Source organism: Okibacterium sp. HSC-33S16 (genome assembly GCF_024171565.1).
Lineage (GTDB): Bacteria > Actinomycetota > Actinomycetes > Actinomycetales > Microbacteriaceae > Mycetocola_A.
Map to the genome: position 1 here is coordinate 761,715 of NZ_JALJZZ010000001.1, position 25,523 is coordinate 787,237.

Genomic DNA, 25,523 nt, shown 5'->3' on the forward strand with positions numbered 1-25,523 from the left:
TCACTTCATTCCGAGTGAGGTCGCCGTTTCCGTTGCTTGGCTGTCACACGGAGACCGCTTCGGATGAGCCGCCGAACCAATTCGTTTGCGGTCACCGGGGACGCGCCGCCCTCGACCAGTTCATTGAATCGTGCCGCTGGAACGTCATAATGGTCCCGATCAAAACTGCGCGGGGGCAGGTGGTGATGCTCGGCAAACTCGTGCAATTCCTCGAGCGATGTGTCGCTGACGAGATGCGACCACAGCGTGTCGTGGGCCGGCCACATCGGCGGGTCGATGAGCACGGTCATGCATTGAAGTCTACGAATTCCGACACGGCACCGGCTGCATTTGTGAGATTGGGAGCGATGAAGTAAAGTTGCCTGTTGGTGCACGTTGGCTTATCCCGCGTTTTGCCCATGGTTTTCTGTCAGCTTGACCTCCCTTCCCGCTGGGGTCTACCGCACAGTGAATATTCCTTGACAGATTCAACTCGGAGCGCGAGCTCCCCAGAGAAGTAGGTACGAGAAGTGGTTTACGCAGTAGTGCGCGCCGGTGGTCGGCAGGAAAAGGTAGAGGTCGGCACCATCGTGACGATGGACCGCGTGAAGAGCATTGAGAACGGCAAGGTTGAACTGCCAGCTGTTCTCCTCGTCGACGGTGACAAGATCACCACCGATGCAGAGTCGCTCGCCAAGGTCACCGTCACAGCCGAGTTCATCGAGAACCTCCGCGGCCCCAAGATTCACATCCAGAAGTTCAAGAACAAGACCGGTTACAAGAAGCGTCAGGGGCACCGTCAGGAGCTCACGCGCGTCAAGATCACCGGCATCAAGTAAGCCTGAGGGAGAACAGAGATGGCACACAAAAAGGGTGCGAGTTCCACTCGCAACGGTCGCGACTCCAACGCACAGCGCCTCGGCGTGAAGCGCTTCGGCGGTCAGGTTGTCTCCGCAGGCGAGATCATCGTTCGCCAGCGCGGCACCCACTTCCACCCCGGCGTTAACGTCGGACGCGGTGGAGACGACACGCTCTTCGCTCTCGAAGCAGGAGCTGTTGAGTTCGGCGCCAAGGGCGGCCGCAAGGTCATCAACATCGTGACGGCAGCTGCCGAATAGGCATCTGTTGGATTTGTCTCAGGGGCGAGCTTCGGCTCGCCCCTGAGTTTTTTATGTAGAAGTACAAGAAATTGGGAGGGCTCTCGTGGCCACATTCGTCGATCAGGTGACTCTGCACCTGCGTGCTGGAAACGGCGGTAACGGATGCGTGTCTGTGCGTCGCGAGAAGTTCAAGCCGTTGGCCGGCCCTGATGGTGGAAACGGCGGTAACGGTGGCGATATCGTTCTGGTCTCCGACTCCCAGGTAACGACCCTTCTCAACTACCACCGGTCTCCACACCGCAGTTCACAGAACGGTGGACCCGGTATGGGCGACCACCGCGCCGGGACGAACGGCGAAGAGCTCGAACTGCCTGTTCCGGTTGGAACCGTCGTCAAGGATGCTGACGGCAACGAACTCATCGACTTCACGGAGCCCGGCATCCGGTACGTCGTCGCCCAGGCGGGCCAAGGCGGTCTGGGCAACGCCGCACTGGCAACCACCAAGCGCAAAGCGCCCGGATTCGCGCTCCTCGGAACGCTGGGCTGGGAAGGCTCGGTTACTCTCGAGCTCAAGGTTGTTGCCGACGTTGCTCTAGTGGGGTACCCCTCAGCCGGCAAGTCGAGCCTCATCGCAGCAATGAGCGCCGCGAAGCCGAAAATTGCGGACTACCCCTTCACGACGCTCCACCCGAACCTTGGTGTGGTGCAGTCCGGTGATAGCCGCTACACCGTCGCCGATGTACCCGGCCTGATCGAAGGCGCCAGCGAGGGCAAGGGACTCGGTCTCGAGTTCCTTCGCCACGTGGAGCGGTGTTCGGCCCTCGTTCACGTTCTCGATTGTGCGACATTGGAACCAGGCCGCGACCCGATCAGCGACCTCGACATCATCTTGGCTGAACTCGGTGCTTACCCAGTTCCCGAAGGACAGACACCGCTGCTGGAGCGCCCGCAACTGATCGCACTCAACAAAGTGGATGTGCCCGAGGGCAAGGAGCTGGCTGAGTTGGTCAGACCGGAACTCGAGGCTCGGGGTTACCGCGTATTCGAAATCTCGACGGTGAGCCACGAGGGTCTCCGCCAGTTGTCCTTCGCGCTCGGCGATCTCGTTGAGTCGGCTCGCAAGGCAAAGGCCGAGCAGGAAGCGGCTCATCCGCGCATCGTGATTCGTCCGCGTCCCGTCGATGAATCGAAATTCACCATCACCGTGGAAGGTGGCAGCTTCGGCAACGTTTACCGCGTGCGCGGGGCCAAACCTGAGCGTTGGGTTCAGCAGACCGACTTCACCAATGATGAAGCAGTGGGGTTCCTCGCGGACCGGCTCGCGAAGCTCGGTGTGGAGGATGGTCTCTTCAAGGCCGGAGCGGTCGGTGGCTCAACGGTCATCATCGGCCTCGAAAATGGCGTTGTCTTCGACTGGGAGCCGACACTCACCTCGTCCGCTGAGCTCATCACCACCCCGCGTGGTCTCGATGCTCGTCTCGACGCCAACAACCGCCCAACCCGGAACCAGCGCCGCGAAGAATATTTTGAGCGTATGGACGCCAAGTCTGAAGCTCGTGCCGAGCTCATTCGTGAACGTGAGGCCGGGCTCTGGCGCGACCAGTACGAAGCGGATGAAGCAGCCGACGCTGCGTCGGACGGGACTGAAGGGGACAAATAGCGCATGACCGTTGCGGATCGAGCTGGCCTGGCGTCGGCGCGTCGGGTTGTCGTGAAGGTCGGTTCGTCATCGATCAGTGGCGACAACGCTGGTCAGATCGCACCACTTGTTGATGCGCTTGCCGCGGCTCACAACCGCGGGACCGAGATCGTTCTCGTATCCAGTGGTGCGATTGCCACTGGGATGCCGTACTTGTCCTTGACGAACCGACCGACAGACCTGGCCACGCAACAAGCAGCGGCCGCCGTGGGGCAGAACGTTTTGATCTACCGCTACCAGGACAGCCTCGATCGCTATGACATCGTGGCTGGCCAGGTGCTCCTGACCGCGGGCGACATCGAGAATGACGCTCACCGGTCGAACGCTCAACGAGCGATGGAACGCCTTCTTTCTCTTCGAATTCTCCCCATCGTTAATGAAAACGACACGGTCGCCACCCACGAGATTCGTTTTGGTGACAACGATCGTCTCGCCGCGTTGGTGTCGATTCTGATCGGCGCGGATGCCCTCGTTCTTTTGAGCGATGTCGACGCTCTGTACACGAAGCCACCGTCCGAGCCCGGAGCCGAAGCGATCGGCGAGATCGATCGCTCCGACAGCCTGGCGGGTGTCACCTTCGGAGACATCGGTGCAGCCGGCGTTGGCACCGGCGGCGCGTCGACCAAGGTCTCCGCAGCACGGCTGGCGGCAGAAGCGGGTGCCGGTGTGTTGATCACCTCGACAGGAAATGTGGCTCGTGCCCTGGCGGGGGAGCAGGTCGGCACCTGGTTCGTTCCCAACGACCGTGTCGTCAAGCCGGCTGGTGGCTGGCTAAAATCGGGGGTATGACCGACACCGTCGCCGCAACCCCCTTCTCGCCTACTTCGAGATCGCTCGCTGACCCGGGGCATGGAGTGTCTTTCGATGAACGGCTTCTGATCGCACGTGAGGCATCGCGGCTCCTGGCCACGGCGTCCGGAGAGCTCAAGAACGCTGCGCTTGAAGCAATAGCGGTCGGTCTCGCCGAGGCTTCCGGGAAAATCCTTGCGGCCAACGCAAAGGATTTGGACAGCGGTGAGAAGAAGGGTCTCACGAGTGGCCTGCTCGACCGCCTCCGACTGGATGGCGCACGCCTCACTGCTCTCTCTGACTCCGTGCGGGAGATCGCTGCGCTGACTGACCCCATTGGCCAGAGCGTTCGCGGCTCTCGCCTGCCGAACGGAGTACGGATCGATCAGATCCGTGTCCCTTTTGGGGTCGTTGGTGCGATCTACGAAGCCCGCCCGAACGTCACGGTTGACATCGCTGCGCTCGCGTTGAAGAGCGGGAACGCGGTTGTTCTGCGTGGTGGTTCCGCTGCAGAGAACACCAATGGGCAACTCGTGGAGGTCATTCAGGATGCCTTGGGAGCGGTTGGACTGCCGTCTGGCGCCGTGCAGACCATAGACGAATTTGGCCGTGACGGCGCAAACCGGCTGATGCAAGCGCGCGGCCTGGTCGATGTCTTGATTCCACGGGGGAGTGCCTCGCTGATTCAGACCGTGGTTACGGAGTCTCGCGTTCCGGTGATTGAAACCGGCGCGGGCGTCGTCCACATTTATTTGGATGAAACCGCGCGAGCGGACTGGGCAGCCGATATCGTGCACAACGCGAAAGTGCAGCGGCCGAGCGTCTGCAACGCGGTCGAAACGGTTCTTGTACACGCATCAGCAGCCGAACGGCTGCTTCCCTCCGTCCTTCGGACGCTGGCGGAAGCTGGGGTCACGATTCACGGCGACGAGATCACTCGCTCCATCTGGCCGGATGCTCTCCCCGCCACGAACGAGGACTGGTCGACCGAGCACATGAGTCTGGAGATATCCGTGCGCGTTGTCGACGACATGACGGAAGCCATCGATCACATCCGCACCTTTTCGACTGGTCACACGGAGTCGATCATTACGGAGTCGGTGTCAAATGCCGAACGTTTCTTGGCCGAAGTAGATTCTGCGGTCGTCATGGTGAATGCATCAACCCGCTTCACCGACGGTGGTGAGTTCGGATTCGGCGCCGAAGTTGGAATATCCACCCAAAAGCTGCACGCACGTGGACCGATGGGCGTTTCTGAACTGACGAGTACGAAGTGGACGGTACGGGGTACCGGCCAGGTGCGCCGTTAGTCGGTAGACTGATCACGGCGCACCTAAGCGCCAGAATCGAATGGAGTACAGATGTCGTTTGCGACAATCCTTCTCGCGGAAGCAGCCTCACACACCGAACTGCCCATGCCCACCTGGATGTACGCGGTCATCGCCGGCATTGTCTTCCTGTTTCTCGCATTGGCTACGTTCAGCTACCGCGACGTCGCAAACCGCCACAGCACTTCACGGTCCGCCAAAGCCGCCGCTGAGCCCGGACACGGCCACTAGCGCCCGATGGCAGCTGCGCCACGCCCGCCGCGAGTGGGCGTCATGGGGGGAACATTCGATCCCATCCACCACGGGCACCTCGTTGCGGCAAGTGAGGTAGCTCAGTCGTTCGATCTCGACGAGGTCATCTTCGTACCGACCGGGCAGCCGTGGCACAAGAACGTTGTGACGCCAGCCGAACATCGTTATCTGATGACAGTGGTCGCAACCGCATCGAATCCGCGGTTTACGGTCAGTCGTGTCGACGTCGACCGACAAGGGACCACCTACACAATTGACACCCTTCGGGATCTACACCGCGATCGACCAGACGCCGAGTTGTTCTTCATCACCGGTGCTGATGCTGTCGCTCAGATTTTGAACTGGAAAGACGTCGAAGAGCTCTGGTCTCTCGCACACTTCGTGGCTGTGAGTCGACCGGGACATACACTGAGCGTTTCGGGATTGCCGAGCCAGGACGTAAGCTTGTTGGAAGTTCCGGCCCTGGCGATATCGTCGACCGACTGTCGGAGCCGGGTGAGCCGGGGTTTCCCGGTCTGGTATTTGGTTCCCGACGGTGTCGTTCAGTACATCACCAAACACCACCTGTATCGGAGTAATGCATGACCCCGCTGCCCGACGAGCAACCGCTCTCTCGTCGCCAGCTGCGTGAGCAGCAGCGCACGACCGACGCGACACCCGAACCACGATCACGACGCGCATCGACGACGTCGGCTGTTCCCGGTGGACAGATCCCTGATGTCGCTGGTCCGGAGAACGACTCAGCCTCCATTGAGCCCGCGCTGACGACGGATCAGGTGAAGGTTCTAGAAGAAGCAGCAGCAGCAGGGAGGCCGCTGACCCGTCGCCAGGCTCGAGACCTTGAGCGAGTTCGCACAGCGTCGGTGACGATCGTTCCACCTCTCGTGGAACCGACGGAGAGCGGGAAGCCGTCTCCGGCTGGCGTGTCGCCCGCCAAGCCTGCAACCGTGCCCGAGACGCCGGCGAAGAAGCCGAGTTCGTCCGATCACGTCGACGTCGACGTGACGCAGGTGACGCCGACCGAGAAGCCGGCCACCACGCCCAAACCATCGCGGTTCCCTGCTTTCGTACCGGCATCTGCAGTTCGCTCGGACGTCCTCGACGAGGAATCGATAGTTCCGGCTTCCGATGGCGATGAAGGGGGTGCCGGTTCAAAGCGCACTTCATTTGGTCTTCCAGTTGCAGACCGTGAGGCCGGTCTGGCCGCGTTCACGCCAGCTCCGATAGTCGCAGAAGACGACGCCGAACCACAGTTGGCAAGCAGCTTCGGCGAAGCCGTACTCGATCCGTCGGCGCCGAAACGGGATCAGCTCCACACAGAGCTCGAGCAACCTTTTGACCAGATCATTGCGCGAGGTCTGGAGGAAGCCGGAAACGGAGTGGGCACCAGCTCGCTTATCCTTCCCGCAATGCCGTCGGGTGATCCATTCACCGGACCCCTATCCGCACAGGGCGGTGTGGTCGTCACCGGCTCCATTGACATTCCGAGCGGCAATGGTTCGACGGGAAACCACCCGAACAGTTTCGACAAGTCAGACATCGACGCGATGTTTGACGACGAAGACGAGAGCCGGCCGGCAACCGCCGGCACCCCCGTCTCGGCCAGTCGCGCCGTCTCCACGCACACTGCGACTCGAGACGTCATCACCCCTCCGGCACCGGCGCGCAGCAACCGACTCCTCCTCATCCTGGCGATCACCGCCGGTGTTCTGGCTGTCGCCGTGTTGTCGGTCATCATCGTCGGTATTGCGGCCGGCGCTTTCCAGTCGCAATAACCCCAGAAAGGCCACTTCCCAGTGACAGCACGCGAATCTACACTTCAACAGCTCAACATCGCCGTTAAGGCAGCCCAAGACAAGGGCGCCGAGGACCTCGTCGCTCTTGACGTCTCCGAACCTCTTCCGTTCGTTGACGTCTTCTTCATCGCCACTGGCCGCAACGAGCGCAATGTCACGGCAGTCGCCGGCGAAATTGAAGACCAGCTCAACGCAGCCGGCCACAAGACGCTTCGCCGTGAAGGTCGCTCCGAGGGGCGATGGGTTCTCATCGACTTCGGCGACCTCGTAGTACACGTTTTCCATGAGGAGGAGCGACTGTACTACTCGCTCGAGCGCCTGTGGAAGGACTGCCCGGTGCTCCCAATCGAAGAACCGGCGACCGCCTCAGCCGAGTAACGCTCAGGTTGCTGCTCGATTCGGAACATTCGCGATTGTGTAGTAATCTAAACAGGTTGCTTCGAGCGATCGAAGTAGCCGAAATGGGTCTGTGGCGCAGCTGGTAGCGCACCTGCATGGCATGCAGGGGGTCAGGGGTTCGAATCCCCTCAGATCCACCAAAACCCCTGATGAACACTTGTTCTCAGGGGGTTTTTCATGAAAGCGGTTCTCGAGCGCGGTCCGGCCTTCAGCCTTCCGTGAAGCTTGTGCATCCCCCTGTTCACATCGGACAGCGAATCAGAGTTTATGTTGCACTCATAGCCACATGAGCCCCTCTGTCTCGCCGCAGACACCATAATCGGCGGGCGACTCCAGCGAGAGGTGAGCACACATCGGGGTGGCTGAAGAACGGACAGACGGTGGCGGTCGGTGGCGCCTGCACCTTCGGCGAAGGTGCGGATGCGTGCGTCAAGCTCGCGCCAGGCTCGCATGGCGCGGTTGTCTACCTGAAACGGCTGGTAGTGGGGTCGACATCCCCGTCAGTGGGAGCTCGCCACACAGCGCTTCGACAAGAACCGCCATCTTGTGCGGTGCATGGGCATGTGTCATCCCAACGAGGGATGGGAATCATTCTGAGGTCCGACGCGCCCCTCGAACGTCTCAATGCATGCTGGTTCCATGATCAATCTCACTACAAAATCCTTGAGTGTCGCTGCCATGACAGTCGTGGGTGGCATGCTCTTGACCGGGTGTTCGGCCCTCGGCGTTCTGGGGAAGCAGTCGACAGCATCGTTTGACGACGTCCACGCGCTTTCCCAAAGCTCAGCAGTCCACCCTGAATGGGTCCCCGACGACGCCACGAAGATCACGTTGCTGACTTCCACCATGGAGGATGCGGAAGATGCGGTGCTTCTGCTTCAGAGCGGGTCCGCCTTGGCTTCGGATGAATGCATTGAAGTCCCGCGTCGGTCAGCACCGTCGTGGATTCCTGATGGTGCGCCCAACGTATACGAGCTTGAGTCCGTTTTTGCGTGCGGTGATTGGACGGTGGCCCCGACCGCTGACGACGCCGGATGGTTCGGCTGGACCCCGAACGCACCGGGCGAGCGCGCTGACGCCGCTCAAGCACATTCCTAGAGTTACAGGACACAGCCCAAGGGACGGCGAATACATCACCCCGTCGCTTCTCCGCCGGAAGCGGCGCCGCAGTCGATCAGGTGCCCTCGGGCGGCTCCAGCAGCAGGTCGGAGCGGTCGGTCAGATAGTCCGCAAGTTCGATTGCTGCGTCATCAGTGGCCGTGGTGCTCCAGCGCACCAGCGGCGTGTCATTTCGGACGAACAGCACACCGCTCGAGTTCCGCAAGTGCGCGACATTCAGCTCTATCGGTGTGGCATCGAAATTCACCGTCTCGCCCTTCGCGAATTTTCCGCGAAATGCTGCTCCCCGGTATTCCCGACGTTGTTCGGCTGAGACTGATTGATAGGCCGGGCGTCCGGGGTCAAGCGCTCGAGTCGTGTGCCCGGTCACGTATAGGTCAGCGTTCGTATCCAACAGGAGAACACCCAGTCGCCACACCCGACCACCTGGCTGCATAGCCGCTTTCTTCGTGAAGAGGCGCCCGCGATGCTGGGGAACGAAGGTGGCGAGTGCTTCATCCCGCGCGTGGCCTGCGCTCAGGCGATCACGCGTGGCGCCAAGAAGAGCGCCGATGCGCATTTCCAATTCTGCATCGTTGTCACGTGTGCTCACACGGAAATGCTACGCCGCACCTGACCCCGGCCACTGCAGGTAGGCGACGGCCATCGCCAAGGTGCTGAAACGCAGGTGCTCGTGGGGCGCTCCAAGCTGGGTGACCTCGAACATCTCGTCGATCTTCTTGATGAATCCCACCAGCGGAATACCATCGCGTTCTGCTCGAGCCGGATCGTTGACCCGCCACTCGTCATCGGAGAGTGGCAACACTTCGAGTTCGGCCTGGCGGGGTCGTGCCGCTCGGGCTCCGCGCCCACTTCGCGTCGCTGTTTTCGACTGTCCTGCTGTACTTATCGTCATTGAGAGCCCCCTTCAAGCCGCAATCCCATGTAAGCCGAGAGAAAGAGGGAAAGAGAGGGGTTGACGTGGGCGACGTTCTCTGCATCAGACGCCAGATAATGGGTGATGTGACTTCTCTTCCTCCACCGCCACGTTCCGCGGCAGACCGGTGCCCATGCCTGAGCGGGAATACCTATGGGTCGTGCTGTGGTCCGTTCCACGCAGGTGCGAAGTCGGCGCCCACGGCGGAGGCACTGATGAGGTCTCGCTTTTCGGCATTTGCGGTGGGCGACGCGACGTACTTGCGTGCCACGTGGCATCCGTCAACGCGTCCTGCCCGCCTCGACCTTGATCAGGACGTGATCTGGTATCGATTGGACATTCTCTCCCAGCACCGCGGCGGGCCCTTGGACACAGAAGGGACGGTGGAGTTTCGCGCGTTTTCTAAAGGCCCTGACGGGCGAAGTGACCAGCACGAGGTCAGCCGATTCGTTCGTGAGAAGCGCCAGTGGTACTACCTCGATGCTGTGTAGAAACGCTCAGCGGCGTGGCGTGACGGTAAGTACTCGGGTGATGAACTGGTAGAAGTCCTGCATCCAGTCGGTCAGGAACTGTCGCGTGCCGTCATTGGTGATGGTGCCGTCTTCGGCAATGAGACCAGGCGTGATCTGCAGGTACGCTTCGGGGGCATTCATCTGGGGTGAATTGCAGAAGCTGAGTACGCTGCGAAGGTTCTGCTGGGCGACAGCGGTGCCGATCGCGCCGATAGAACCGCCAATGACGGCGGACGGCTTGTGGGCGAACGAGTTGTCGCCCCACGGCCGACTGGCCCAGTCGATGGCGTTCTTGAGCGCCCCAGGAATCGAGCGATTGTACTCGGGGGTCACGAAGAGAACGGCATCAACGTCAGCGATCGACTGCTTCAGCTCACGTGCAACCGCCGGATAGTCTGCGTCATAGTCGTAGCTGTACAAGGGAAGGTTGCCGATGGGAATCTCCCGCATCTGCAATTCCGCAGGCGCGATTTTGACCAGTGCTCCGGCCAGCTGCCGGTTGATTGACGCCGACGCCAGACTGCCGATGAAATAGCCGACGGAGTATGGCGGTTCGTGTTCGTGGATGGTGGCCATGGTGAACTCTTCCTCGAGATTCTCTGGCGGATATCTTCCGGTACCCGCCCGGACCACCTCAGGCTACGGCGCGAGCGAGGAGGAGTCCAGCGTTGATCAGCTGTCGGGCACCTCGCCAGGTTCATGCTCGTCGCGTGCTGTGCGGCGACGCTTGCGGAAGTCGCTGATGAGTCGCGGGCGCGGGATGCGAATCTCGGTGGGAAGGGTCCAGCCGTATCGTCGAGCCAACAGGGAAAGTACTGCACCGGTCGCCATCGCTACCGCCGAACCCAGACTCGGTAGGCCGAGTTTGGAGAGCACAACCATCTCGACGCTCGAGACGAGCGCACTGGTGGCGTAGAGGGTGTTGCCGCCGAAGATCCGAGGGATGCGGAGCAGCATGACGTCGCGGACGGCACCACCGCCGACAGCCGTAATGATGCCCATGACGATGGCAGGCAGCCAGCCGAGCCCGGCGTCGAGCGTTTTCTGCGCACCGACCGCTGCCCAACACCCGACCGCGAGAGCATCGAGAAGGATGAGCGATCGTAGCGACCAGGTGCCGCGAAATGGAACGAAGAAGGCGATCATGGCGCCGGTAATGGCGAGGCCCAGATAAGCCGGGTCGGTGAGAGCGACCGGAGGGCCCTGTTGGAGGAGCGTGTCTCGAATCAGGCCGCCGCCAAGCCCACTCATCACGGCAAGGATCACGAAGCCGACAAGATCGAGTCGCGCCGACCGCGCTGCGATGCCGCCGAGGATCGCGTTCGCGAGCACGCCAGCCAGGTCGACAAACCGAATGATCTGGTTGACAGTTTCCGCCGTCGCGTCCATACATCCCTCCGGCGCAGTCGTCGGCCAGGTCGTACGTGATCCGGCGAATCCCAGCGTAGTGGAGCACGGAACCCGGGTTGCGGGATACTGGCCTGATGCGCGCCGTCTACTACGAATCGTTCTCCTCAATGCCGATCGTGGGGGAGGTCCCCGATCCAGTCGCGCCAGACGGAGGCGTCGTGATTGCGGTCGAAGCGACCGGGCTCTGCCGCAGCGACGTGCACGCGTGGACGGGCCACGACGATGGCGTGGCGCTGCCGCATGTGCCCGGCCACGAGTTCGTCGGCCGCATCGAGAGTATCGGCGCAGGAGTTACCCGCTTCCGGCCGGGCCAGCGGGTGACGGTGCCGTTCGTATGCGCTTGCGGTCGCTGCCCCGAGTGCCTCGGCGGCAACGGGCAAGTCTGCCGTAACCAAACCCAGCCGGGGTTCACCCACTGGGGGTCGTACGCCGAACGCGTCGTGGTGACGTCGGCTGACGTCAACCTGATCGTGGTGCCCGACGCGCTCGATGCGGGTGCCGCCGCGATTCTGGGTTGCCGGTTCGCCACCTCCTACCGAGGGCTCGCCGCACAGGCACAGGTGCGACAGGGCGAGTGGGTACTCGTCGTCGGCTGCGGCGGGGTGGGACTAAGTGCCGTCATGATTGCGACCGCCCTCGGTGCCCGTGTGATCGGGGTCGACATTTCAGCACAGGCGCTTGATTTGGCTGAGGCTGCTGGTGCCGAGCATGTCGTCAACTCGACCGACCTGACCGACGACGAGGTCGTGGCGCTCGTGCGGGACCTCACCGGAGACGGCGCGAACGTGTCGCTCGAGGCCCTCGGGCGGGAGCGCACTACGGCGGTGGCCCTACGGTCGTTGGCCCGTCGTGGTCGCCATGTTCAGGTCGGCCTCTTTGCCAATGCGCCCCGCATCCCGATGGGCGACGTCATCGCGGGCGAACTGACCATTGTGGGCAGCCATGGGATGAGCGCGGCTGAATACCCCACCATGCTCGAGCTCGTGGCATCCGGACGGCTTCGTCCCCAGGACCTTGTCACCCGCTCGCTCCACCTCGATGATGCACCTGCCGCCATGATGGCCATGGAGGCCGGAACCAGCCCGGCCGGTGTCACCATCATCCGACCGGGGGTGCGATGAGCACGAGTTATGACGCATCGGTTCGCCGGCTCGCTCGGATGAACCGCACGCAGAAGATCTCGAGCCTTCTCATGCTGCACGTCCCCGGCACGACGGCATCCGATTTTCGCGCCTTCGTGTCTGCGCATGAGCCCGGGGGCCTGATCCTGATGCCCGACAACATCGCCCCGACGCTGTCGGGCATCGTCGCGCTGGGCGCGGGTGCCACGATCGATACCGAGTTCCCACCGCTGATCGCCATCGATCAGGAGGGCGGTCTCGTCCGCCGTATCGCCGACGACGATTTCGCGTCGTCCGTGACTCTCAAACACCGGCCCGCCGCCGAGACGCAGGAGGCTTTCGCCGAGCGCGCGCGGCTGCTGGCAGCTGCGGGAGTCACCCTCAACTTCGGCGTCGTGGCCGACGTGACCGCGGATCCCGACTCGTTCATCTACGGTCGCGCGTTGGGCGAGACACCGGCGGCTGCAGCCGAGCGGGTGGCCGCTGCGGTCTCAGGTGAAACCGGACGTGTACTCAGCACCCTCAAGCATTTCCCCGGCCACGGCCGTGCTCCGGGTGATTCGCACACCTCCATTCCCGAAACATCAATCGATATCGAAACCTGGACGACGACGGATGCCATTCCGTTCGCGGCAGGGATCGCTGCGGGCGCCCAGGTAGTCATGATCGGTCACCTGAAATACTCCCGCGTCGACGATTCTCCAGCATCGTTGTCCAACGCCTGGTACCGAATCCTTCGGGAACAACTCGACTTCGATGGAGTCATTGTCACCGACGACATGTTGATGCTCCGAGACAGTGGTCACCCCGAATATCACGATGCGTCGGCAAACGCGGTTCGTGCCCTCGCAGCCGGCGCGACCCTGCTGCTCTATGTCCTTCGGGGGAGTGCCGACGTGGACGGAACCGACGCAGAAACGCTTATTCGCGACATCGCGGCGGCGGTTGACGCTGGGCAGCTCACCGACGAGGTGATCGACCGCGCGGCACTGCGCGTACTGCAGTTGCGGTACCGACGCTCAGTCGCCGATGATCTCTTCCCGGATGCGCCGCAAGTCCTCCATCAGTGAGCCGATCAAGAGCCAGTGTTCGGGATGCGGTCGGGCGATACGGAGGGGTGCCGTCAAGGCGGGAATTTCTGACTCCGGCTCCGTGGCATCCGCTTCAACATCGACCGATGTGGGCGACGTGAGGAGCCGCAGATCGTGCGCGGCACGGCGAAGCTCGATGGCAATGGATTGCAGGACCGGCTCATCGAGAAGTGAGGCGTCGTAGTGATCGTGGAAGGCACGAGTCATGCCGATGATCCGGGTGACCATCGGGCTGAACCGGTCGAGGAGGTGCGACAGCGTTTCCAATCGGGTTCGATGTGCCGATCGGCGAGGGTTGAGCGTCAGCGATTCTTCACCCTGCTGAACCGAGGCAGCCGCTGATTCGCGCATCGGGCGCAGCAGTCTGGCCTGGATCATGAGCCCGTCAAGCTGCCGTTCCGTTTGCGGTGTGGTCAGGGCTGTAGCAAGTCGTTCGAGGCTTGCGGCAAGTTCGCCGGCTAGCAGGTTGACGTCGCGTTCGGCCGGTCCGAGTGCGACAGGAGGGACGATGAGAACGTTGACGATGACGCCCAGCGCGGCTCCCATGAGCGTTTCGATGATGCGGTCGATCGCGTACCCGGGGGTCGCTGCGCCGATCGCGAGCACCAGCATGGCACTGATGGGAATCTGATTCGCCGAGCCAGGGGTGAGGCGGAAGACCCAGCCAAAGAAGATGGACACAACGATGGCGAGGAGGATGACCCAGGTCTGACCGCTGAAGAGCAACCCGATGAGCGAGGCGATCACGACACCGGTAATGACCCCGACGCTGCGCTCCACCGCCTTTCCGAAGGATTGGTTGACACTCGGCTGCACAACGAGAAGCGCGGCGATCGCCGCGAAGATCGGCAGCTCCGATGGAAGCACAAGGACGGCGACAAACCACGCCGCGACGGTAGCGACAGACGTCTTGACGACCTGCAGCAGCGGAACCCGACTCGCGGTGCGAAGCCGAGTCGGGGAAAAAGCGGCGGGCAGGTGCATGGCCCTCAGGTTACCCGGCGAAAACGGTGTCGGTCGTCACCAGGGGATGGGCGCTCACCGCGAGCGTCACCGGGCGGCCGCGGAATTCAACGTATGCGTCGAACGCGCGAGCCAGCGAGTGTTCTTCGGCATCGGTGAGACGCCGAAAGAGATGCGCGCTGACCTCAACCGTTCGAGGGCGGTCCAGGCGCGTCCAGGTACCGACCACCCGACCGCCGATGACCACGGTGGGTTTGAAGACGCCGTTGTTGCCTGGGACGATGAGGGACGAATGTTCAGCCGCGAGTGCCGCAGAGCGATCGGTGTAACCGAGGATGAACTCATCGAAGCCGGGCAGGGTAACGACGGAGCGTGCACCGGGTGCGCGAGGGCTGGGGTCAGCCGTGTCGGGAGAAGCGAAATACTTACGGCCGCCGATGGAGAAAACGGCAAGCCGCTCCCGCACTGCCGCGGTTCCCCATCGTGCGTCGGTCAGGGTCAGCTTCGTCCACCACGCCAGGTCCTCGACCGTCGCGGGGCCGTGTGACTGGAAGTATCGCAGGGCGACACGTGCCAGGGCTTCCTCTCGGTCGGGGAGAGGCGCGTCCGCCGGTCCCCACCTCTCGAACAGGACGAAGAGCTGTTCCTTTCCTCGAAACGGGCCGAGACACACCAGACCAGCGTGGGCGAGCAAGAAGAGGAGATGGGTACCCCGTTGACCGGCCGTGGATTGTCCGGCCCTCTCGAAGGCGGCCAGTAAGTCCTTGCGCGACAGGGCGCCAGCTTCGCTGAGAGCTTGTTCGGCGGCGTGCTCCGCTACGGCGACATCGTTCGAATCGATGCCCAATTCACGATGCCGGGCAGCGAGTGACGACACGACACGGTCGCGTGAGAGGGGGAGTAGCAGTCGAAGGTCGTGAGGTGTAAGTGCGTGCAGCGTCCCGCGCATGGGCCAGCTTCGAACGAGGTCACCGCTGTCGAACGCGTCTCGTACCTGGCTCTCGGTTGCGTGCGATCGAAGTCCGATCGCCCATAGCGTGCCCGGGAGGTCCTGACCTTGCATCGCCAGCATGTGACTGACGGCGTCCACAGGGCTCGAGCCGGTTGCCGACACGATGTGCTGCGCGCGCAGGCGCAGTCGAGCGATGTCGTTGCCGCCGGGCTGCCTTGCCATGCGACGATTCTCACCCATGGCACCGACATCCGTCTCAATATGACAAGAACGGATGTCGGTGCGGTGCGCCAAGATGGAGCTATGTGCGGACGATTCGCGATGAACAAAGACACCGACGACCTCATTCGTGAGTTCATGACGACGACAGGTCGGCCCGCGCCGGAGTGGAGGCCGTCCTGGAATGTGGCTCCGACCGACTCGGTGCCGGTCATTCGTGAGCGCAGCGGGGAGCGCGAGCTTGACCTCGTCCGCTGGGGCATCGTGTCGCCCTCATCGCCCACCTTCGGCGGTGGAAAGCCCATCATTAATGCCCGTATCGAAACCGTCGCTACGAACGGGCTGTTCAAGGGAGCGTTTGCGTCGCACCGATGCCTCGTGCCGGCTGCCGGCTACTACGAGTGGCAGGTTCAGAACGGCGGAAAGCAGCCGTACTTCATCTCCAGCGAAACCTCAGACCTCGCCATGGCCGGCATCATTCGGGCGTGGGCTGATCGCGCCAAGAGCCCGGACGACCCGGACTACTGGCGGCTCTCCATGGCCATCATCACGCGTGACGCGCACGTGGCTCCGGGCGAAGTTCACGATCGTATGCCTGCCTGCCTCACTCCGGACAGCTACGACGCCTGGCTGGGCAACGAGCTCTCGCCTCGCGACCTTCTCAGCCTTCTCGACCAGACGTCATTCGACGTCGCACACGACCTCGGCTATCACGCCGTTTCCAAGACGGTCAACAGCGTCAAGAACGATGGTCCGGAACTGGTGGAGCCTATCGATCTATGAGCGTGTGCTCGGTGTGGTTACGCCAGGTCGATTGCGTCGAGTTGTTGCAACAGGCCAGCGCCGTCGGGCGCATACACCCAAGAAATTCTCGTGGCGTGTTCCTCGGGCTTTGAGCGTCCTCCGGCCAGAACTGCTTCGCCGGGGGACAGCTGTCGAATCGCAACGGCCGCCACGTTGTTAGGAAACTCAGCCGAGAACTCACCATAGAGCTCCTCGTCGTGTTGCCCGTCGTCACCGACCAGGAGCCACTTGATCTCAGGGAACTCTTCGGCGAGTCGGCGCAAATTCGTTGCCTTGTGGGCGCGTCCGCTGCGGAAGAAGCGGTCGTGGGTTGGACCCCAGTCTGTGAGCAGCAGCGCGCCGGACGGGTACAGGTGACGAGTGAGGAAACGCGACAGCGTTGGAGCCACGTTCCAGGCCCCGGTGGAGAGGTAGATCACCGGTGAACCGGCGTGCTCCCGAACAATCCGCTCGAGGAACACGGCCATCCCCGGTACCGGTGTTCGGGCGTGCTCGTCGAGCACGAACGTATTCCACGCGGCGACCAGCGGGCGGGGGAGGGCTGTCACCATGACGGTGTCGTCGATGTCGGAGATGACACCGAACCGCACGGTCGGTGCCACGATGAAGACGTTCTCGACGACCGGGCGGGAGTCTTCAGCCTGGAGCGTGATCTGCTGCCATCCCGGTGCCAGCTCAACAGCGAGCCGGGCGTCAACAACGCCGCCTCGGTCGGCTGTGACCACGTGGGTTTCAGCGCCGACCGTAATGGTGACCTCTGCGCCGACAACGGGAATGCTCGTGAAGCTCCGCCAGCCCCGAACGCGCTGGGCGGGAGTCGCCGCTCGGGAGAGGTCGGGCTTCGTGAGAAGCACGCGTGCGAGCACGCGCACCCACGTCGTCGAACCGTAACCGGTGTACGGGATCACGGTGGCTTGGAGGCCTCGGCGCCGGCCGCGTTGTGCGCGCCACTCCAGGAACGCGTCGTCGATCCGCGCAGCCCGGTGCAGCCTCAACGCTGCAATCGGGGCCGGAATGCCGGGCTTATCGGGTGACTTCACGGCTCAAGTCTGGCATGCTCGCACTCAATCATTCGCGTCCTTTGCGACTCAGTCGACGTCGATGGTGTTGGCGTCGCCATCGCCCGGTCGATTCATGTGCCGCTCCTGGGTGCGTTTGAGCACCACCTTCACCGCGTAAGCGATTGCCAAGAATGCCGCAATGATGCCCACGAAGATGTAGCCCGCGTAGTGCAGCTGGTCAGCGAGCTGCCGGTAGGTGCCAGCGGCTGCCGACCCAACCGAAACATACGTCACCGACCAGAGCACACAGGCCGGGATCGTCCAGCTGATGAATCGCCGATAGGACATCGTGCTCATTCCCACCGTGAGCGGGATGAGCGAGTGCAGCACCGGCAGGAACCGCGAGATGAACACGGCGATCCCTCCTCGCCGGTCGAGATAGTTCTCGGCGCGAACCCACTGGCGCGCGCCGATCTTCGAACCAAGTCGACTGGCTCGAATGCGAGGACCAAAGTACCTGCCCAGGGCGAAACCGATACTCTCGCCGACAAGCGACCCGATGACCACGGCCGCGACCAGTCCGACGAACTGCGCCGGGCCCTCAACCGCTGTGCTCGCCACAATGACGACAGTGTCGCCCGGCACAATCAGTCCGACGAGCACGCTCGTCTCCAGCAGGATGGCAACCCCGGCCAGCAGTGTTCGAAGAACAGGATCGACGCTTTGTACGACGTCAAGCAGCCAGCTCAGGATCTCGTTCACGATGCGAAGCTTAGGGGCATTAGATGAGCACTAACAGCACGGTGGGAATGACCAGGAGAGCCGTTGCTGCACCGAGAACGGTTCCGCGAGCGCTGGACGAGAGCGGATGCTGTTGGGTCAGCAGGCGTGCCACCCGGGGCCCAACAAGGCCTGGCTCGATCTCACCGCGGTTCGCCCAGCTCAGTTCCGGAGCGGTGGGGTCGGTTGCCGCGCCGGAGCCGACCAGGGCGATGGCCGTCGCCAGCGTTCGATCATCGGTCGCCCGTCGCGCCTGATCGTCGGCGAGCATCTCCACGAGCAGCGCAACCGCGTTTTCCGCACGGTTCGCGATCGGGAACCACGGCAGGGCGCTGTGCCAGGACTTGAACGCAATAAGCACGAGATGATGCTGCTGGGCGAGGTGCGCGTTCTCGTGCGCGATCACCGCCCGAAGCTGGGACTCATCCAACAGCGCGACGAGGCCCTCGGACAGGACGGTCACCGAGCTGGATGTCCCCGGGAGGCAGTAGGCAACGGGGGAGGGATGGTCGAGCACCCGGGTACGGGGACTGCCCTCGAGCGGAGCGCTCAGCAGGTTGACCAGTGAGAGGTGTCGGCTGCGTTGCTTCTCGCTCCGTACGAGCGTAAGGAGAAGGCTGAGCAGCAAGTGGCCGGTGAGAAGAACAGCCAGGCACAGCGCAAACATCTGCGTGAAATTGGCACCGGGAGGCAATGTTCCGGCGAACAGATGTGAGGTGAACTCGAAGGCGCCGGCGATGAGATTGTTTCCGAACGGGATGAGTCCGTAGGTGACGAGGGACCCGATCATCGACAGTCCACCAGCCAGGGCGATGGACTGCCAGAGTACGAGTGCGGTTCCTGGCGCTCGGGATGGCCAGGCTGCGCGCGCGAGGACCAAGGGAACCGGCCAGGCGAGAGTCAGTGCAAGCAGGGCAAGCACGACGGAAGCGGCGAACATCACCTTGCCGAGCTTACTGTTACGAGTTGTGTGCGCCGCTCAGCAAGGTGCGCAGGGTTTCCGCCTCTTCCGGGCTGACCTGGCCGATGAAGCGCGCAAGTGCAGCTTCACGGTCGGGCGCGGTTCCCAGTACCTCGTGCATGAGGTCGGCCGTGTGTTCGGCGCGCGTGGTGACCGAGCGGTAAAGGTGAGGTCGGCTTGAGCGGTCGCGCTCGACGAAGCCCTTGTTCTCGAGCCGGGAGAGCACGGTCAGCACCGTGGTGACGGCAACCTCTTTCGATCCACGACTCGAATCCAGGCGGTCACGAAGCTCATTTGCACTGAGGGTACCCTCTGTGCTCCAAAGCGCATCCATGACCGATCGTTCGAGCTCACCCAGTGTTGCCATGCGTTAAGGATACGGCCAGTTCCACGAAAGTTCTACGCTTGGTAGAAATTAGTTCTACATCGTGTAGAAGTTGGTCTAGGCTCGAAGCGAAACGTTTTCTACGCGGCGTAGAAAACTTTGTGGAGGGAATGTGAACGACCTGCTCGACCCGCTGCTGCTTTCTCGTTGGCAGTTCGGACTCACGACGATTTACCACTTCCTGTTCGTGCCTCTCACGATTGGCATGGCGCTCACCGTTGCGATCTTCCAGACGGCGTGGGTGAAAACAGGTAAGGCGCACTACCTGCAGCTCGTTCACTTCTTCGGCAAGATTTTCCTCATTAACTTCGCAATGGGTGTCGTCACCGGGATCGTGCAGGAGTTCCAGTTCGGAATGAACTGGTCTGATTACTCGCGGTTCGTCGGTGACGTGTTTGGCGCCCCACTGGCGTTCGAGGGCCTGCTCGCCTTCTTTCTGGAGGCAACCTTCATCGGGCTGTGGATCTTCGGTTGGGACAAGCTGCCAGCGAAGCTCCACCTCGCGACCATCTGGATCGTCGCAACCGCAAGCATCCTCTCGGCATATTTCATCATCGCGGCGAACGCGTTCATGCAAAATCCTGTGGCATTCACCATCAACGAGGAGAAGGGCAGGGCGGAGCTCACCAGTATTTGGGAACTGCTCACCAACCCCGTTGCACTCGCGGCCTTCCCCCACACGATTTTCGCCTGCTTCATGGTCTCGGCCGGACTCATCATCACGGTGGCCGCCTGGCATTTGTCACGGAACCAGCACCTCGACACGATGCGACCTGCGTTGAAGTTCGGTCTGTGGGCCATGCTCGTTTCCGGTGGCCTCACGACGATCGCCGGCGACCAGCTGAGCCTTGCGATGGTGGCGACTCAGCCCATGAAGATGGCTGCTGCTGAAGCCATGTACGAAACGTCCACCGGTGCGGACGCGTCATTCTCGATCTTTACCCTCGGCACGCCAGACGGAGTGCACGAACTCTTCTCGATCCGGATTCCGTATCTCCTGTCTTTCTTGTCGACACACACGTTCAACGGAACGGTCGAGGGAATCAACAACCTCCAGGAGCAGTACCAGACGCTCTACGGCCCCGGAGACTACGCGCCGATCATCTGGGTCACCTACTGGTCATTCCGCTGGATGATCGGCATGGGGCTCGTTCACATCCTCGTCGCTGTCGTTGGCCTGTGGCTCACCCGCAAGGGCAAGCTGCCCACCAACACGTGGGTGTGGAAGGCCGCAATATGGTCGTTCCCGCTCTCGCTCGGCGCGATGATCGTCGGCTGGGTGTTCACCGAAATGGGGCGTCAGCCGTGGCTGGTCTTCGGTTTGCTTGAAACCGCCGATGGGGTCTCACCCGGCGTGACGGGCATCGAAGTGCTGATCTCGCTCGTCGTCTTCACTGTGCTGTACGGCTCACTCGCTGTCGTCGAGTTTCGCCTCATCAAGAAGGCGGCCCAGACCGGCCCGGCGGAGCTCAGCGAACCCGACGAGGAAACCGGCAAGCCTCTCGTCCACACCACCGTCTACTAGGAGGACACCATGGATCTCACAGTTCTCTGGTTCGGCATCATTGCCTTCCTGTTCATCGGATACTTCGTTCTCGACGGCTTCGACTTCGGCGTCGGTATGGCCATGCCGTTCGTCTCCAAGGACGACACCGACCGCCGAGTGGTCATCAACACGATCGGCCCGGTCTGGGACCTCAACGAGACCTGGCTGATTGTCGCCGGAGCGTCGCTCTTCGCGGCGTTCCCCGAGTGGTACGCCACCCTGTTCAGCGGCTTCTACCTGCCGCTCCTGCTCATACTCGTTGCTCTCATTCTGCGTGGAGTGTCGTTTGAGTACCGGCACCAGCGCTCCGAACGCCAGTGGAAGCAGCGCTTCGACCGGATGATCGTTGTTGGTTCTGCCGTTCCAGCTTTGCTCTGGGGTGTCACATTCGCGAACATCGTTCGGGGTGTCCCGCTCAACGCAGCACACGACTACACCGGCACGTTTTTTGAGTTGCTGAACCCGTTCGCCCTGCTCGGCGGCCTGACCACGCTGCTGCTGTTCTTCACGCACGGCGCCCTGTTCCTCGTGCTGAAGACCGACGGCGAGATCCACGCCCGGGCACGTACGGTGGCTTTCCGTGCCGGACTCATCACGGTCGTCGTTGCGGCCGTCTTCCTGGCCTGGACCGTTCTGGCCTACGGCACCCTTCCCGCATTCGCCCTCGCGGTCGGCGCGGCCGTGACCCTCATCGCCTCGGTGATGGCGAACCTGCGCCGCAAGGAAGGCGCCGCGTTCACCCTCATGGCCATCACGATCGGACTTGCGGTGCTCACGCTCTTCGCCGCGCTGTTCCCGGCCGTCATGCCCGCGAGCAACGACCCGACTCACAGTTTGACGATCGAGAACGCTTCGTCGAGTCCGTACACCCTGCAGGTGATGAGTTGGACGGCCCTGGTCGCCCTGCCGCTCATCCTCGCCTACCAGGCGTGGACGTACTGGATCTTCCGCAAGCGCGTCACCCGCTCGCACATCGAGAGCCAGGGCGCCGCTGACTCGGGCTCCGAGGCGACTGTCGAAGCGGCGCACTAACCTGTGAACGTGAGACCCCTCGACCCCCGACTCCTGCGTTACGCGGTCAGCGCCCGGTGGTTCCTGGCCACCGGCGCCGTCCTGGGAGTCGCCACCACCGCGAGTATCCTCGCCTTCGCGTGGCTGATCACGAAGTGCATCACCGGAGCGATCGAGGGGCAGAGCCTCGGCGACTTGCTCCCGTTCATCGGCATGCTGGCCGCCGTCGCGCTGCTGCGGGCTCTGCTCGTCTACGCTCAAGACCTCGTCGCCGCTCGCGGCGCGGCCAGGGTCAAGAGCGAGCTCAGGCTGGGCGTCCTGGATGCTGTGCGCCGCCTGGGCCCAGCGTTCCTCGCCGAGAAGAACAGTGCCCGTGTTGCGACGTTGCTCGGACGAGGCATGGACGCTCTCGACGACTACTTCTCCAAGTACCTCCCGCAGCTGATTCTCACGGTTATCGTCACACCGATCGTCGTGCTCGTCGTGTTGCTGTCTGACTGGCTCTCCGCCGTCTTCATCCTTGTCACCCTTCCACTCATCCCGATCTTCATGATCCTCATCGGCTGGGCCACGCAAGCCGTCCAGCGACGTCAGTGGACGGTGCTCGGCGACCTCTCGTCCGGCTTTGTCGACACACTCGGTGGCCTCGCAACCCTCAAAATTTTTGGGCGTGAATCCCGACAGGTTAAGCGGATGCGATCAATCACCACCTTCTATCGCATCGAAACGATGCGCGTTCTGCGTGTGTCCTTTCTCTCCAGCTTCGCGCTCGAACTGGCCGCAAGCCTGTCAGTTGCACTCGTCGCCGTGTCGATCGGACTGCGACTGGTTGACGGTTCGCTCGGCCTGACCGTGGGACTCTTCGTCCTGCTGCTCGCGCCGGAGGCATTCCTGCCCCTGCGTCAGGTCGGCGCCAACTTCCACGCGGCAGCCGAGGGCGTCGCCGCTGCCGAGGACGCTTTCACCATCCTCGACGACGCGCGGTCACTTCCCGCCGTCGAGAGTCAGACAGCGACCGACGCGCGGGGTGTATCGGCCGGTGTGCTCTCGGTTGACCACGTCACGGTGGACTACGGAGCAGGAGCCGTTGCGGCGCCCGTCACCGCCGAATTCCGTCCGCATGAACTCACCGTCATCGCCGGGCCCAGCGGGACCGGTAAGTCGAGCCTGCTTGCGGCGATCCTCGGATTCGCCCCGTTCTCCGGTTCCGTGCGATTCGCGAACCGCCCCGTCCCGTGTTCGGCCGACGAGCGAGGCTGGCTTGCCTGGACCGGGCAGCGCCCGTCTCTCAGCGTCGGGACGGTGTCAGAAAACGTCGCGCTCGGCTCGGACGCTGTCGACCACGGCCTCGTTCGTCGTGCCCTCGACCTCGCGGCAGCGCCCGAGATCGATCCCGACCTCGCGGTCGGCGTCGCCGGTGCAGGACTTTCGGGAGGCCAGGCGCAACGCGTCGCTCTCGCTCGCGCGATCTACCGAACCCTTGACCGCCGCTCGGCCGTTCTGCTGCTTGATGAACCGACGTCAGCTCTTGACCACGGCACCGAGGCCCGCCTTCTCGACGGACTGAGAATCGTTGCCGAATCCGGAGTCGCTGTCATCGTCGTAAGCCACCGGCAGGCCGTCATCAACCGGGCCGACGCCCTCGTCTCGCTCTCATCTCGAACGGTGGTGGCCGCATGAGCGCCGACCAGAGTGTCCGTCGCGACGTACGTTCGATCCTCCGCACCGCACTGCCCGTCACGCCGGGTGGAGCACTCGGCGTGCTCTTCGGCATTTTCGCCGCTCTCTGCACCGTTGCCCTGCTCGCAACAAGCGCCTACCTCATCACCCGTGCCGCGGAACAACCGCCGATTCTCTACCTGTCCATGGCCGTCGTCGGCGTGCGCGCGTTTGCCCTCGGGCGTGCTTTCTTCCGGTACCTGGAGCGACTGGCCAGCCACGACGCCGCATTCCGGCAGTTGGAATCGGTGAGGGTCGATCTGCTCCGCCGGCTCATCCCGCTTGCCCCGGACGGTCTCGGACGGTCACGTCGCGGTTCGTTGCTCTCGTCCCTGGTCTCCGACGTTGACGAACTCCAGAACCTTCCGTTGCGTGTGGTGCAGCCTCTCATGACGTCCCTCGGTGTGGCCGCCATCGCCGTCTGGGTGGTCGCGCTCCTGTCACCGACCGCTGCTGTCGGTCTTGCCATTGCCCTCGTCGCAGCCTTCCTTGGTGGAACGGTTATCGCCGCCCGGCTGGCCGCGTCAGCGGAACGGGCGATAGCACCGCGCCGGGCCGCGCTCCTCGATGCCGTCCTTGACTACCTGAGCAATCTCGATGTCCTGATCGCCTACGGCGCCGAGAAGGCCGGAAGACGCCGGGTCGAAGCAGCGGACATTGCCCTCACCCGCGCGCTGACGGCTCGCTCTGCCGGCGTCGGAATCGCGGCTGGCGCCCTGTCGCTGTTCTCCGGGCTGGCGGTCGCCTGGTCGCTGGTCGCGGGCATTCCCGCGCTCGGAACCGGAGACGGCCACCTCACCGGCCCCGGTCTCGCCGTGATCGTCCTGATTCCGCTCGCCGTCTTCGAGATCGTGGCCAGCGTCCCGCTCGCGGCAAGCGCCTGGCGTCAGGTGCGCTCGAGTGCGGAGCGGATCGCCCGCGTTGCACCCGCCGACGTTCCGCGCGAACTTCCCATCGGTGGCGGGACGGCGGCGATCCTGCCGGTCACCGCGGCGCCGGTTCTTCAGCTTTCCCAGGTGGCGGCGACATGGCCGGGGGCGAGTGAGCCGTCGCTCATCATCGAGAACCTCCGCGTCGACGCTGGCGAGCGGATTCTCATTGAGGGAATGAGCGGAGCGGGCAAAACGACCCTCGCCCACATTCTGGTGCGGTTCCTCGAGTTCGATGGCGAGTACCTGTTGGCCGGGCAGAACGTTCGCGATCTTCCTCTCGACCAGGTGCGCCGCGTCGTTGGGCTCTGCGAACAGGTGCCGTACCTGTTCGATGAAAGCATCCGACAGAACCTGCTGTTCGCGCGCGACACAGCGACAGACGTTGAGCTCACCGCCGTCCTCGACCGGGTCGGCCTCGGGGAATGGGTGAGAGAACGCGGCGGCCTCGACGCACGGGTGGGGGAGCGGGGCGCCCTCGTCTCGGGCGGGCAAGCCCAGCGCATCGCCCTGGCCAGGGCACTGCTGCGGGATTTCCCGGTCATCGTGCTGGATGAGCCCACTGCCAACGTCGAGACCGACCTCGCCGGGCGGCTCATGGCCGACCTGCTGGACGCGACGAGCGAGGATGGCCGCACCGTCCTGGTGATCTCGCATGCCGATATCGCTGACGCGCTGGTCGACCGTCGTATTCGCATCAGCGATGGAGTACTCGAAAACTCGGCAGCGCTCTGAACGCCGA

General features: G+C 63.0%; 29 protein-coding genes and 1 tRNA gene. 19 read left to right on the forward strand and 11 right to left on the reverse strand.

All coding sequences use genetic code 11. The features are described 5' to 3' along the window. Positions 1-5 precede the first annotated feature (5 nt). Positions 6-290, reverse strand: a complete 285-nt coding sequence (locus L1277_RS03680; protein WP_253374979.1) for a DUF4031 domain-containing protein — start codon at positions 288-290, stop codon at positions 6-8. Positions 291-509: 219 nt separating this feature from the next. On the opposite strand from L1277_RS03680, the gene rplU reads away from it, so the two are divergent. The 11 genes from rplU to L1277_RS03735 all read left to right on the forward strand — a co-directional run bounded on the left by rplU (position 510) and on the right by L1277_RS03735 (position 8,440). Next, entirely contained in the window at positions 510-818 is a 309-nt protein-coding gene (gene rplU, locus L1277_RS03685) for a 50S ribosomal protein L21 (RefSeq protein ID WP_253374980.1), read from the forward strand. Between the two features lie 18 nt (positions 819-836). Continuing rightward, positions 837-1,097 carry a 50S ribosomal protein L27 gene (gene rpmA / locus L1277_RS03690; RefSeq protein WP_108391235.1) on the forward strand — a complete coding sequence of 87 codons (261 nt, stop codon included), beginning with the start codon at positions 837-839 and terminating at the stop codon, positions 1,095-1,097. An 85-nt stretch (positions 1,098-1,182) separates the two neighbouring features. After that, positions 1,183-2,739 carry a GTPase ObgE gene (gene obgE / locus L1277_RS03695; RefSeq protein ID WP_253374981.1) on the forward strand — a complete coding sequence of 519 codons (1,557 nt, stop codon included), beginning with the start codon at positions 1,183-1,185 and terminating at the stop codon, positions 2,737-2,739. A 3-nt stretch (positions 2,740-2,742) separates the two neighbouring features. Then, the gene (proB, locus tag L1277_RS03700; protein WP_253374982.1) at positions 2,743-3,567 is read left to right on the forward strand and encodes a glutamate 5-kinase; all 825 of its coding nucleotides are present in this window, start codon (positions 2,743-2,745) and stop codon (positions 3,565-3,567) included. Further along, positions 3,564-4,877: a glutamate-5-semialdehyde dehydrogenase gene (locus L1277_RS03705; RefSeq protein WP_253374983.1), complete on the forward strand. Its 1,314-nt coding sequence runs from the start codon at positions 3,564-3,566 to the stop codon at positions 4,875-4,877. Before proB ends, L1277_RS03705 begins: the two co-directional genes overlap by 4 nt. Positions 4,878-4,928: 51 nt before the next feature. Continuing rightward, the gene (locus L1277_RS03710) at positions 4,929-5,126 is read left to right on the forward strand and encodes a hypothetical protein (protein WP_253374984.1); all 198 of its coding nucleotides are present in this window, start codon (positions 4,929-4,931) and stop codon (positions 5,124-5,126) included. A gap of 6 nt (positions 5,127-5,132) precedes the next feature. Then, on the forward strand, positions 5,133-5,732 hold the full coding sequence (gene nadD, locus L1277_RS03715) for a nicotinate-nucleotide adenylyltransferase (protein WP_253374985.1): 600 nt from the start codon (positions 5,133-5,135) through the stop codon (positions 5,730-5,732). Continuing rightward, entirely contained in the window at positions 5,729-6,922 is a 1,194-nt protein-coding gene (locus L1277_RS03720) for a hypothetical protein (protein WP_253374986.1), read from the forward strand. The genes nadD and L1277_RS03720 overlap by 4 nt, the downstream gene beginning before the upstream one ends. A 21-nt stretch (positions 6,923-6,943) precedes the next feature. Continuing rightward, positions 6,944-7,321 carry a ribosome silencing factor gene (gene rsfS, locus L1277_RS03725; protein WP_253374987.1) on the forward strand — a complete coding sequence of 126 codons (378 nt, stop codon included), beginning with the start codon at positions 6,944-6,946 and terminating at the stop codon, positions 7,319-7,321. 85 nt (positions 7,322-7,406) lie between these two features. After that, positions 7,407-7,482, forward strand: a tRNA-Ala gene (locus L1277_RS03730). A gap of 538 nt (positions 7,483-8,020) precedes the next feature. Continuing rightward, positions 8,021-8,440 (forward strand): hypothetical protein, encoded by a 420-nt coding sequence (locus L1277_RS03735; protein WP_253374988.1) that lies wholly within the window; start codon positions 8,021-8,023, stop codon positions 8,438-8,440. A gap of 76 nt (positions 8,441-8,516) precedes the next feature. Here L1277_RS03735 and L1277_RS03740 read toward each other — a convergent pair whose 3' ends face one another. Together L1277_RS03740 and L1277_RS03745 are read right to left on the reverse strand one after the other, a co-directional pair. Further along, positions 8,517-9,053: a hypothetical protein gene (locus L1277_RS03740; RefSeq protein WP_253374989.1), complete on the reverse strand. Its 537-nt coding sequence runs from the start codon at positions 9,051-9,053 to the stop codon at positions 8,517-8,519. Positions 9,054-9,062: 9 nt separating this feature from the next. After that, entirely contained in the window at positions 9,063-9,356 is a 294-nt protein-coding gene (locus L1277_RS03745; RefSeq protein WP_253374990.1) for a hypothetical protein, read from the reverse strand. 98 nt (positions 9,357-9,454) lie between these two features. Here L1277_RS03745 and L1277_RS03750 point away from each other — a divergent pair, with 98 nt between their 5' ends. Further along, positions 9,455-9,868, forward strand: coding sequence for a YchJ family protein (locus L1277_RS03750; RefSeq protein WP_253374991.1), 414 nt, complete (start codon positions 9,455-9,457; stop codon positions 9,866-9,868). A 6-nt stretch (positions 9,869-9,874) separates the two neighbouring features. Here L1277_RS03750 and L1277_RS03755 read toward each other — a convergent pair whose 3' ends face one another. Together L1277_RS03755 and L1277_RS03760 are read right to left on the reverse strand one after the other, a co-directional pair. Then, positions 9,875-10,465, reverse strand: coding sequence for an NADPH-dependent FMN reductase (locus L1277_RS03755; protein ID WP_253374992.1), 591 nt, complete (start codon positions 10,463-10,465; stop codon positions 9,875-9,877). A 96-nt stretch (positions 10,466-10,561) separates the two neighbouring features. Then, positions 10,562-11,278 (reverse strand): trimeric intracellular cation channel family protein, encoded by a 717-nt coding sequence (locus L1277_RS03760; RefSeq protein WP_253374993.1) that lies wholly within the window; start codon positions 11,276-11,278, stop codon positions 10,562-10,564. 95 nt (positions 11,279-11,373) lie between these two features. Between L1277_RS03760 and L1277_RS03765 the strand changes: the two genes are divergently transcribed. Continuing rightward, on the forward strand, positions 11,374-12,420 hold the full coding sequence (locus L1277_RS03765; protein ID WP_253374994.1) for a zinc-binding dehydrogenase: 1,047 nt from the start codon (positions 11,374-11,376) through the stop codon (positions 12,418-12,420). Beyond that, a complete protein-coding gene (locus L1277_RS03770; protein ID WP_253374995.1) occupies positions 12,417-13,490 on the forward strand; it encodes a glycoside hydrolase family 3 N-terminal domain-containing protein in 1,074 nt (357 codons plus the stop codon). Before L1277_RS03765 ends, L1277_RS03770 begins: the two co-directional genes overlap by 4 nt. Here the strand turns inward: L1277_RS03770 and L1277_RS03775 are convergent. Beyond that, a complete protein-coding gene (locus tag L1277_RS03775) occupies positions 13,440-14,495 on the reverse strand; it encodes an aromatic acid exporter family protein (RefSeq protein WP_253374996.1) in 1,056 nt (351 codons plus the stop codon). The two genes, L1277_RS03770 and L1277_RS03775, sit on opposite strands and share 51 nt — an antisense overlap. A gap of 10 nt (positions 14,496-14,505) precedes the next feature. Continuing rightward, positions 14,506-15,648, reverse strand: a complete 1,143-nt coding sequence (locus L1277_RS03780; RefSeq protein WP_253374997.1) for a winged helix DNA-binding domain-containing protein — start codon at positions 15,646-15,648, stop codon at positions 14,506-14,508. An 81-nt stretch (positions 15,649-15,729) separates the two neighbouring features. On the opposite strand from L1277_RS03780, the gene L1277_RS03785 reads away from it, so the two are divergent. Further along, positions 15,730-16,428 (forward strand): SOS response-associated peptidase, encoded by a 699-nt coding sequence (locus L1277_RS03785; protein ID WP_253374998.1) that lies wholly within the window; start codon positions 15,730-15,732, stop codon positions 16,426-16,428. 17 nt (positions 16,429-16,445) lie between these two features. Here L1277_RS03785 and L1277_RS03790 read toward each other — a convergent pair whose 3' ends face one another. From L1277_RS03790 to L1277_RS03805, 4 genes are read right to left on the reverse strand one after another with little or no spacing between them, the layout of a single operon-like run. Then, on the reverse strand, positions 16,446-17,489 hold the full coding sequence (locus L1277_RS03790; RefSeq protein WP_253374999.1) for an App1 family protein: 1,044 nt from the start codon (positions 17,487-17,489) through the stop codon (positions 16,446-16,448). A gap of 48 nt (positions 17,490-17,537) precedes the next feature. Then, the gene (locus L1277_RS03795) at positions 17,538-18,212 is read right to left on the reverse strand and encodes a DedA family protein (protein ID WP_253375000.1); all 675 of its coding nucleotides are present in this window, start codon (positions 18,210-18,212) and stop codon (positions 17,538-17,540) included. A gap of 19 nt (positions 18,213-18,231) precedes the next feature. Continuing rightward, complete coding sequence (locus L1277_RS03800) at positions 18,232-19,170, reverse strand: M56 family metallopeptidase (protein ID WP_253375280.1); 939 nt, start codon at positions 19,168-19,170, stop codon at positions 18,232-18,234. Positions 19,171-19,189: 19 nt separating this feature from the next. Next, positions 19,190-19,558 (reverse strand): BlaI/MecI/CopY family transcriptional regulator, encoded by a 369-nt coding sequence (locus L1277_RS03805; protein WP_253375001.1) that lies wholly within the window; start codon positions 19,556-19,558, stop codon positions 19,190-19,192. Between the two features lie 130 nt (positions 19,559-19,688). Between L1277_RS03805 and L1277_RS03810 the strand changes: the two genes are divergently transcribed. Genes L1277_RS03810 through cydC form a run of 4 tightly spaced genes read left to right on the forward strand, consistent with a single transcriptional unit; the run spans position 19,689 to position 25,516 of the window. After that, the gene (locus L1277_RS03810) at positions 19,689-21,101 is read left to right on the forward strand and encodes a cytochrome ubiquinol oxidase subunit I (RefSeq protein WP_253375002.1); all 1,413 of its coding nucleotides are present in this window, start codon (positions 19,689-19,691) and stop codon (positions 21,099-21,101) included. A gap of 9 nt (positions 21,102-21,110) precedes the next feature. Next, positions 21,111-22,154, forward strand: coding sequence for a cytochrome d ubiquinol oxidase subunit II (cydB, locus tag L1277_RS03815; protein ID WP_253375003.1), 1,044 nt, complete (start codon positions 21,111-21,113; stop codon positions 22,152-22,154). Between the two features lie 9 nt (positions 22,155-22,163). Next, on the forward strand, positions 22,164-23,813 hold the full coding sequence (cydD, locus tag L1277_RS03820; protein WP_253375004.1) for a thiol reductant ABC exporter subunit CydD: 1,650 nt from the start codon (positions 22,164-22,166) through the stop codon (positions 23,811-23,813). After that, the gene (cydC, locus tag L1277_RS03825) at positions 23,810-25,516 is read left to right on the forward strand and encodes a thiol reductant ABC exporter subunit CydC (RefSeq protein WP_253375005.1); all 1,707 of its coding nucleotides are present in this window, start codon (positions 23,810-23,812) and stop codon (positions 25,514-25,516) included. Before cydD ends, cydC begins: the two co-directional genes overlap by 4 nt. Positions 25,517-25,523: the final 7 nt, after the last annotated feature.

What these genes read in the sequence shown, in the direction of transcription:
- L1277_RS03710 (WP_253374984.1), top strand. Translation starts at nt 4,929, where the DNA reads ATGTCGTTTGCGACAATCCTTCTCGCGGAAGCAGCCTCACACACCGAA.
- L1277_RS03780 (WP_253374997.1), bottom strand. Translation starts at nt 15,648, where the DNA reads ATGGCAAGGCAGCCCGGCGGCAACGACATCGCTCGACTGCGCCTGCGC.
- L1277_RS03735 (WP_253374988.1), top strand. Translation starts at nt 8,021, where the DNA reads ATGACAGTCGTGGGTGGCATGCTCTTGACCGGGTGTTCGGCCCTCGGC.
- L1277_RS03750 (WP_253374991.1), top strand. Translation starts at nt 9,455, where the DNA reads ATGGGTGATGTGACTTCTCTTCCTCCACCGCCACGTTCCGCGGCAGAC.
- L1277_RS03680 (WP_253374979.1), bottom strand. Translation starts at nt 290, where the DNA reads ATGACCGTGCTCATCGACCCGCCGATGTGGCCGGCCCACGACACGCTG.
- L1277_RS03785 (WP_253374998.1), top strand. Translation starts at nt 15,730, where the DNA reads ATGTGCGGACGATTCGCGATGAACAAAGACACCGACGACCTCATTCGT.
- L1277_RS03805 (WP_253375001.1), bottom strand. Translation starts at nt 19,558, where the DNA reads ATGGCAACACTGGGTGAGCTCGAACGATCGGTCATGGATGCGCTTTGG.
- cydC (WP_253375005.1), top strand. Translation starts at nt 23,810, where the DNA reads ATGAGCGCCGACCAGAGTGTCCGTCGCGACGTACGTTCGATCCTCCGC.
- L1277_RS03775 (WP_253374996.1), bottom strand. Translation starts at nt 14,495, where the DNA reads ATGCACCTGCCCGCCGCTTTTTCCCCGACTCGGCTTCGCACCGCGAGT.
- L1277_RS03765 (WP_253374994.1), top strand. Translation starts at nt 11,374, where the DNA reads ATGCGCGCCGTCTACTACGAATCGTTCTCCTCAATGCCGATCGTGGGG.
- L1277_RS03745 (WP_253374990.1), bottom strand. Translation starts at nt 9,356, where the DNA reads ATGACGATAAGTACAGCAGGACAGTCGAAAACAGCGACGCGAAGTGGG.
- L1277_RS03770 (WP_253374995.1), top strand. Translation starts at nt 12,417, where the DNA reads ATGAGCACGAGTTATGACGCATCGGTTCGCCGGCTCGCTCGGATGAAC.
- L1277_RS03760 (WP_253374993.1), bottom strand. Translation starts at nt 11,278, where the DNA reads ATGGACGCGACGGCGGAAACTGTCAACCAGATCATTCGGTTTGTCGAC.
- cydB (WP_253375003.1), top strand. Translation starts at nt 21,111, where the DNA reads ATGGATCTCACAGTTCTCTGGTTCGGCATCATTGCCTTCCTGTTCATC.
- L1277_RS03705 (WP_253374983.1), top strand. Translation starts at nt 3,564, where the DNA reads ATGACCGACACCGTCGCCGCAACCCCCTTCTCGCCTACTTCGAGATCG.
- rpmA (WP_108391235.1), top strand. Translation starts at nt 837, where the DNA reads ATGGCACACAAAAAGGGTGCGAGTTCCACTCGCAACGGTCGCGACTCC.
- L1277_RS03800 (WP_253375280.1), bottom strand. Translation starts at nt 19,170, where the DNA reads ATGTTCGCCGCTTCCGTCGTGCTTGCCCTGCTTGCACTGACTCTCGCC.
- L1277_RS03720 (WP_253374986.1), top strand. Translation starts at nt 5,729, where the DNA reads ATGACCCCGCTGCCCGACGAGCAACCGCTCTCTCGTCGCCAGCTGCGT.
- nadD (WP_253374985.1), top strand. Translation starts at nt 5,133, where the DNA reads ATGGCAGCTGCGCCACGCCCGCCGCGAGTGGGCGTCATGGGGGGAACA.
- proB (WP_253374982.1), top strand. Translation starts at nt 2,743, where the DNA reads ATGACCGTTGCGGATCGAGCTGGCCTGGCGTCGGCGCGTCGGGTTGTC.
- L1277_RS03755 (WP_253374992.1), bottom strand. Translation starts at nt 10,465, where the DNA reads ATGGCCACCATCCACGAACACGAACCGCCATACTCCGTCGGCTATTTC.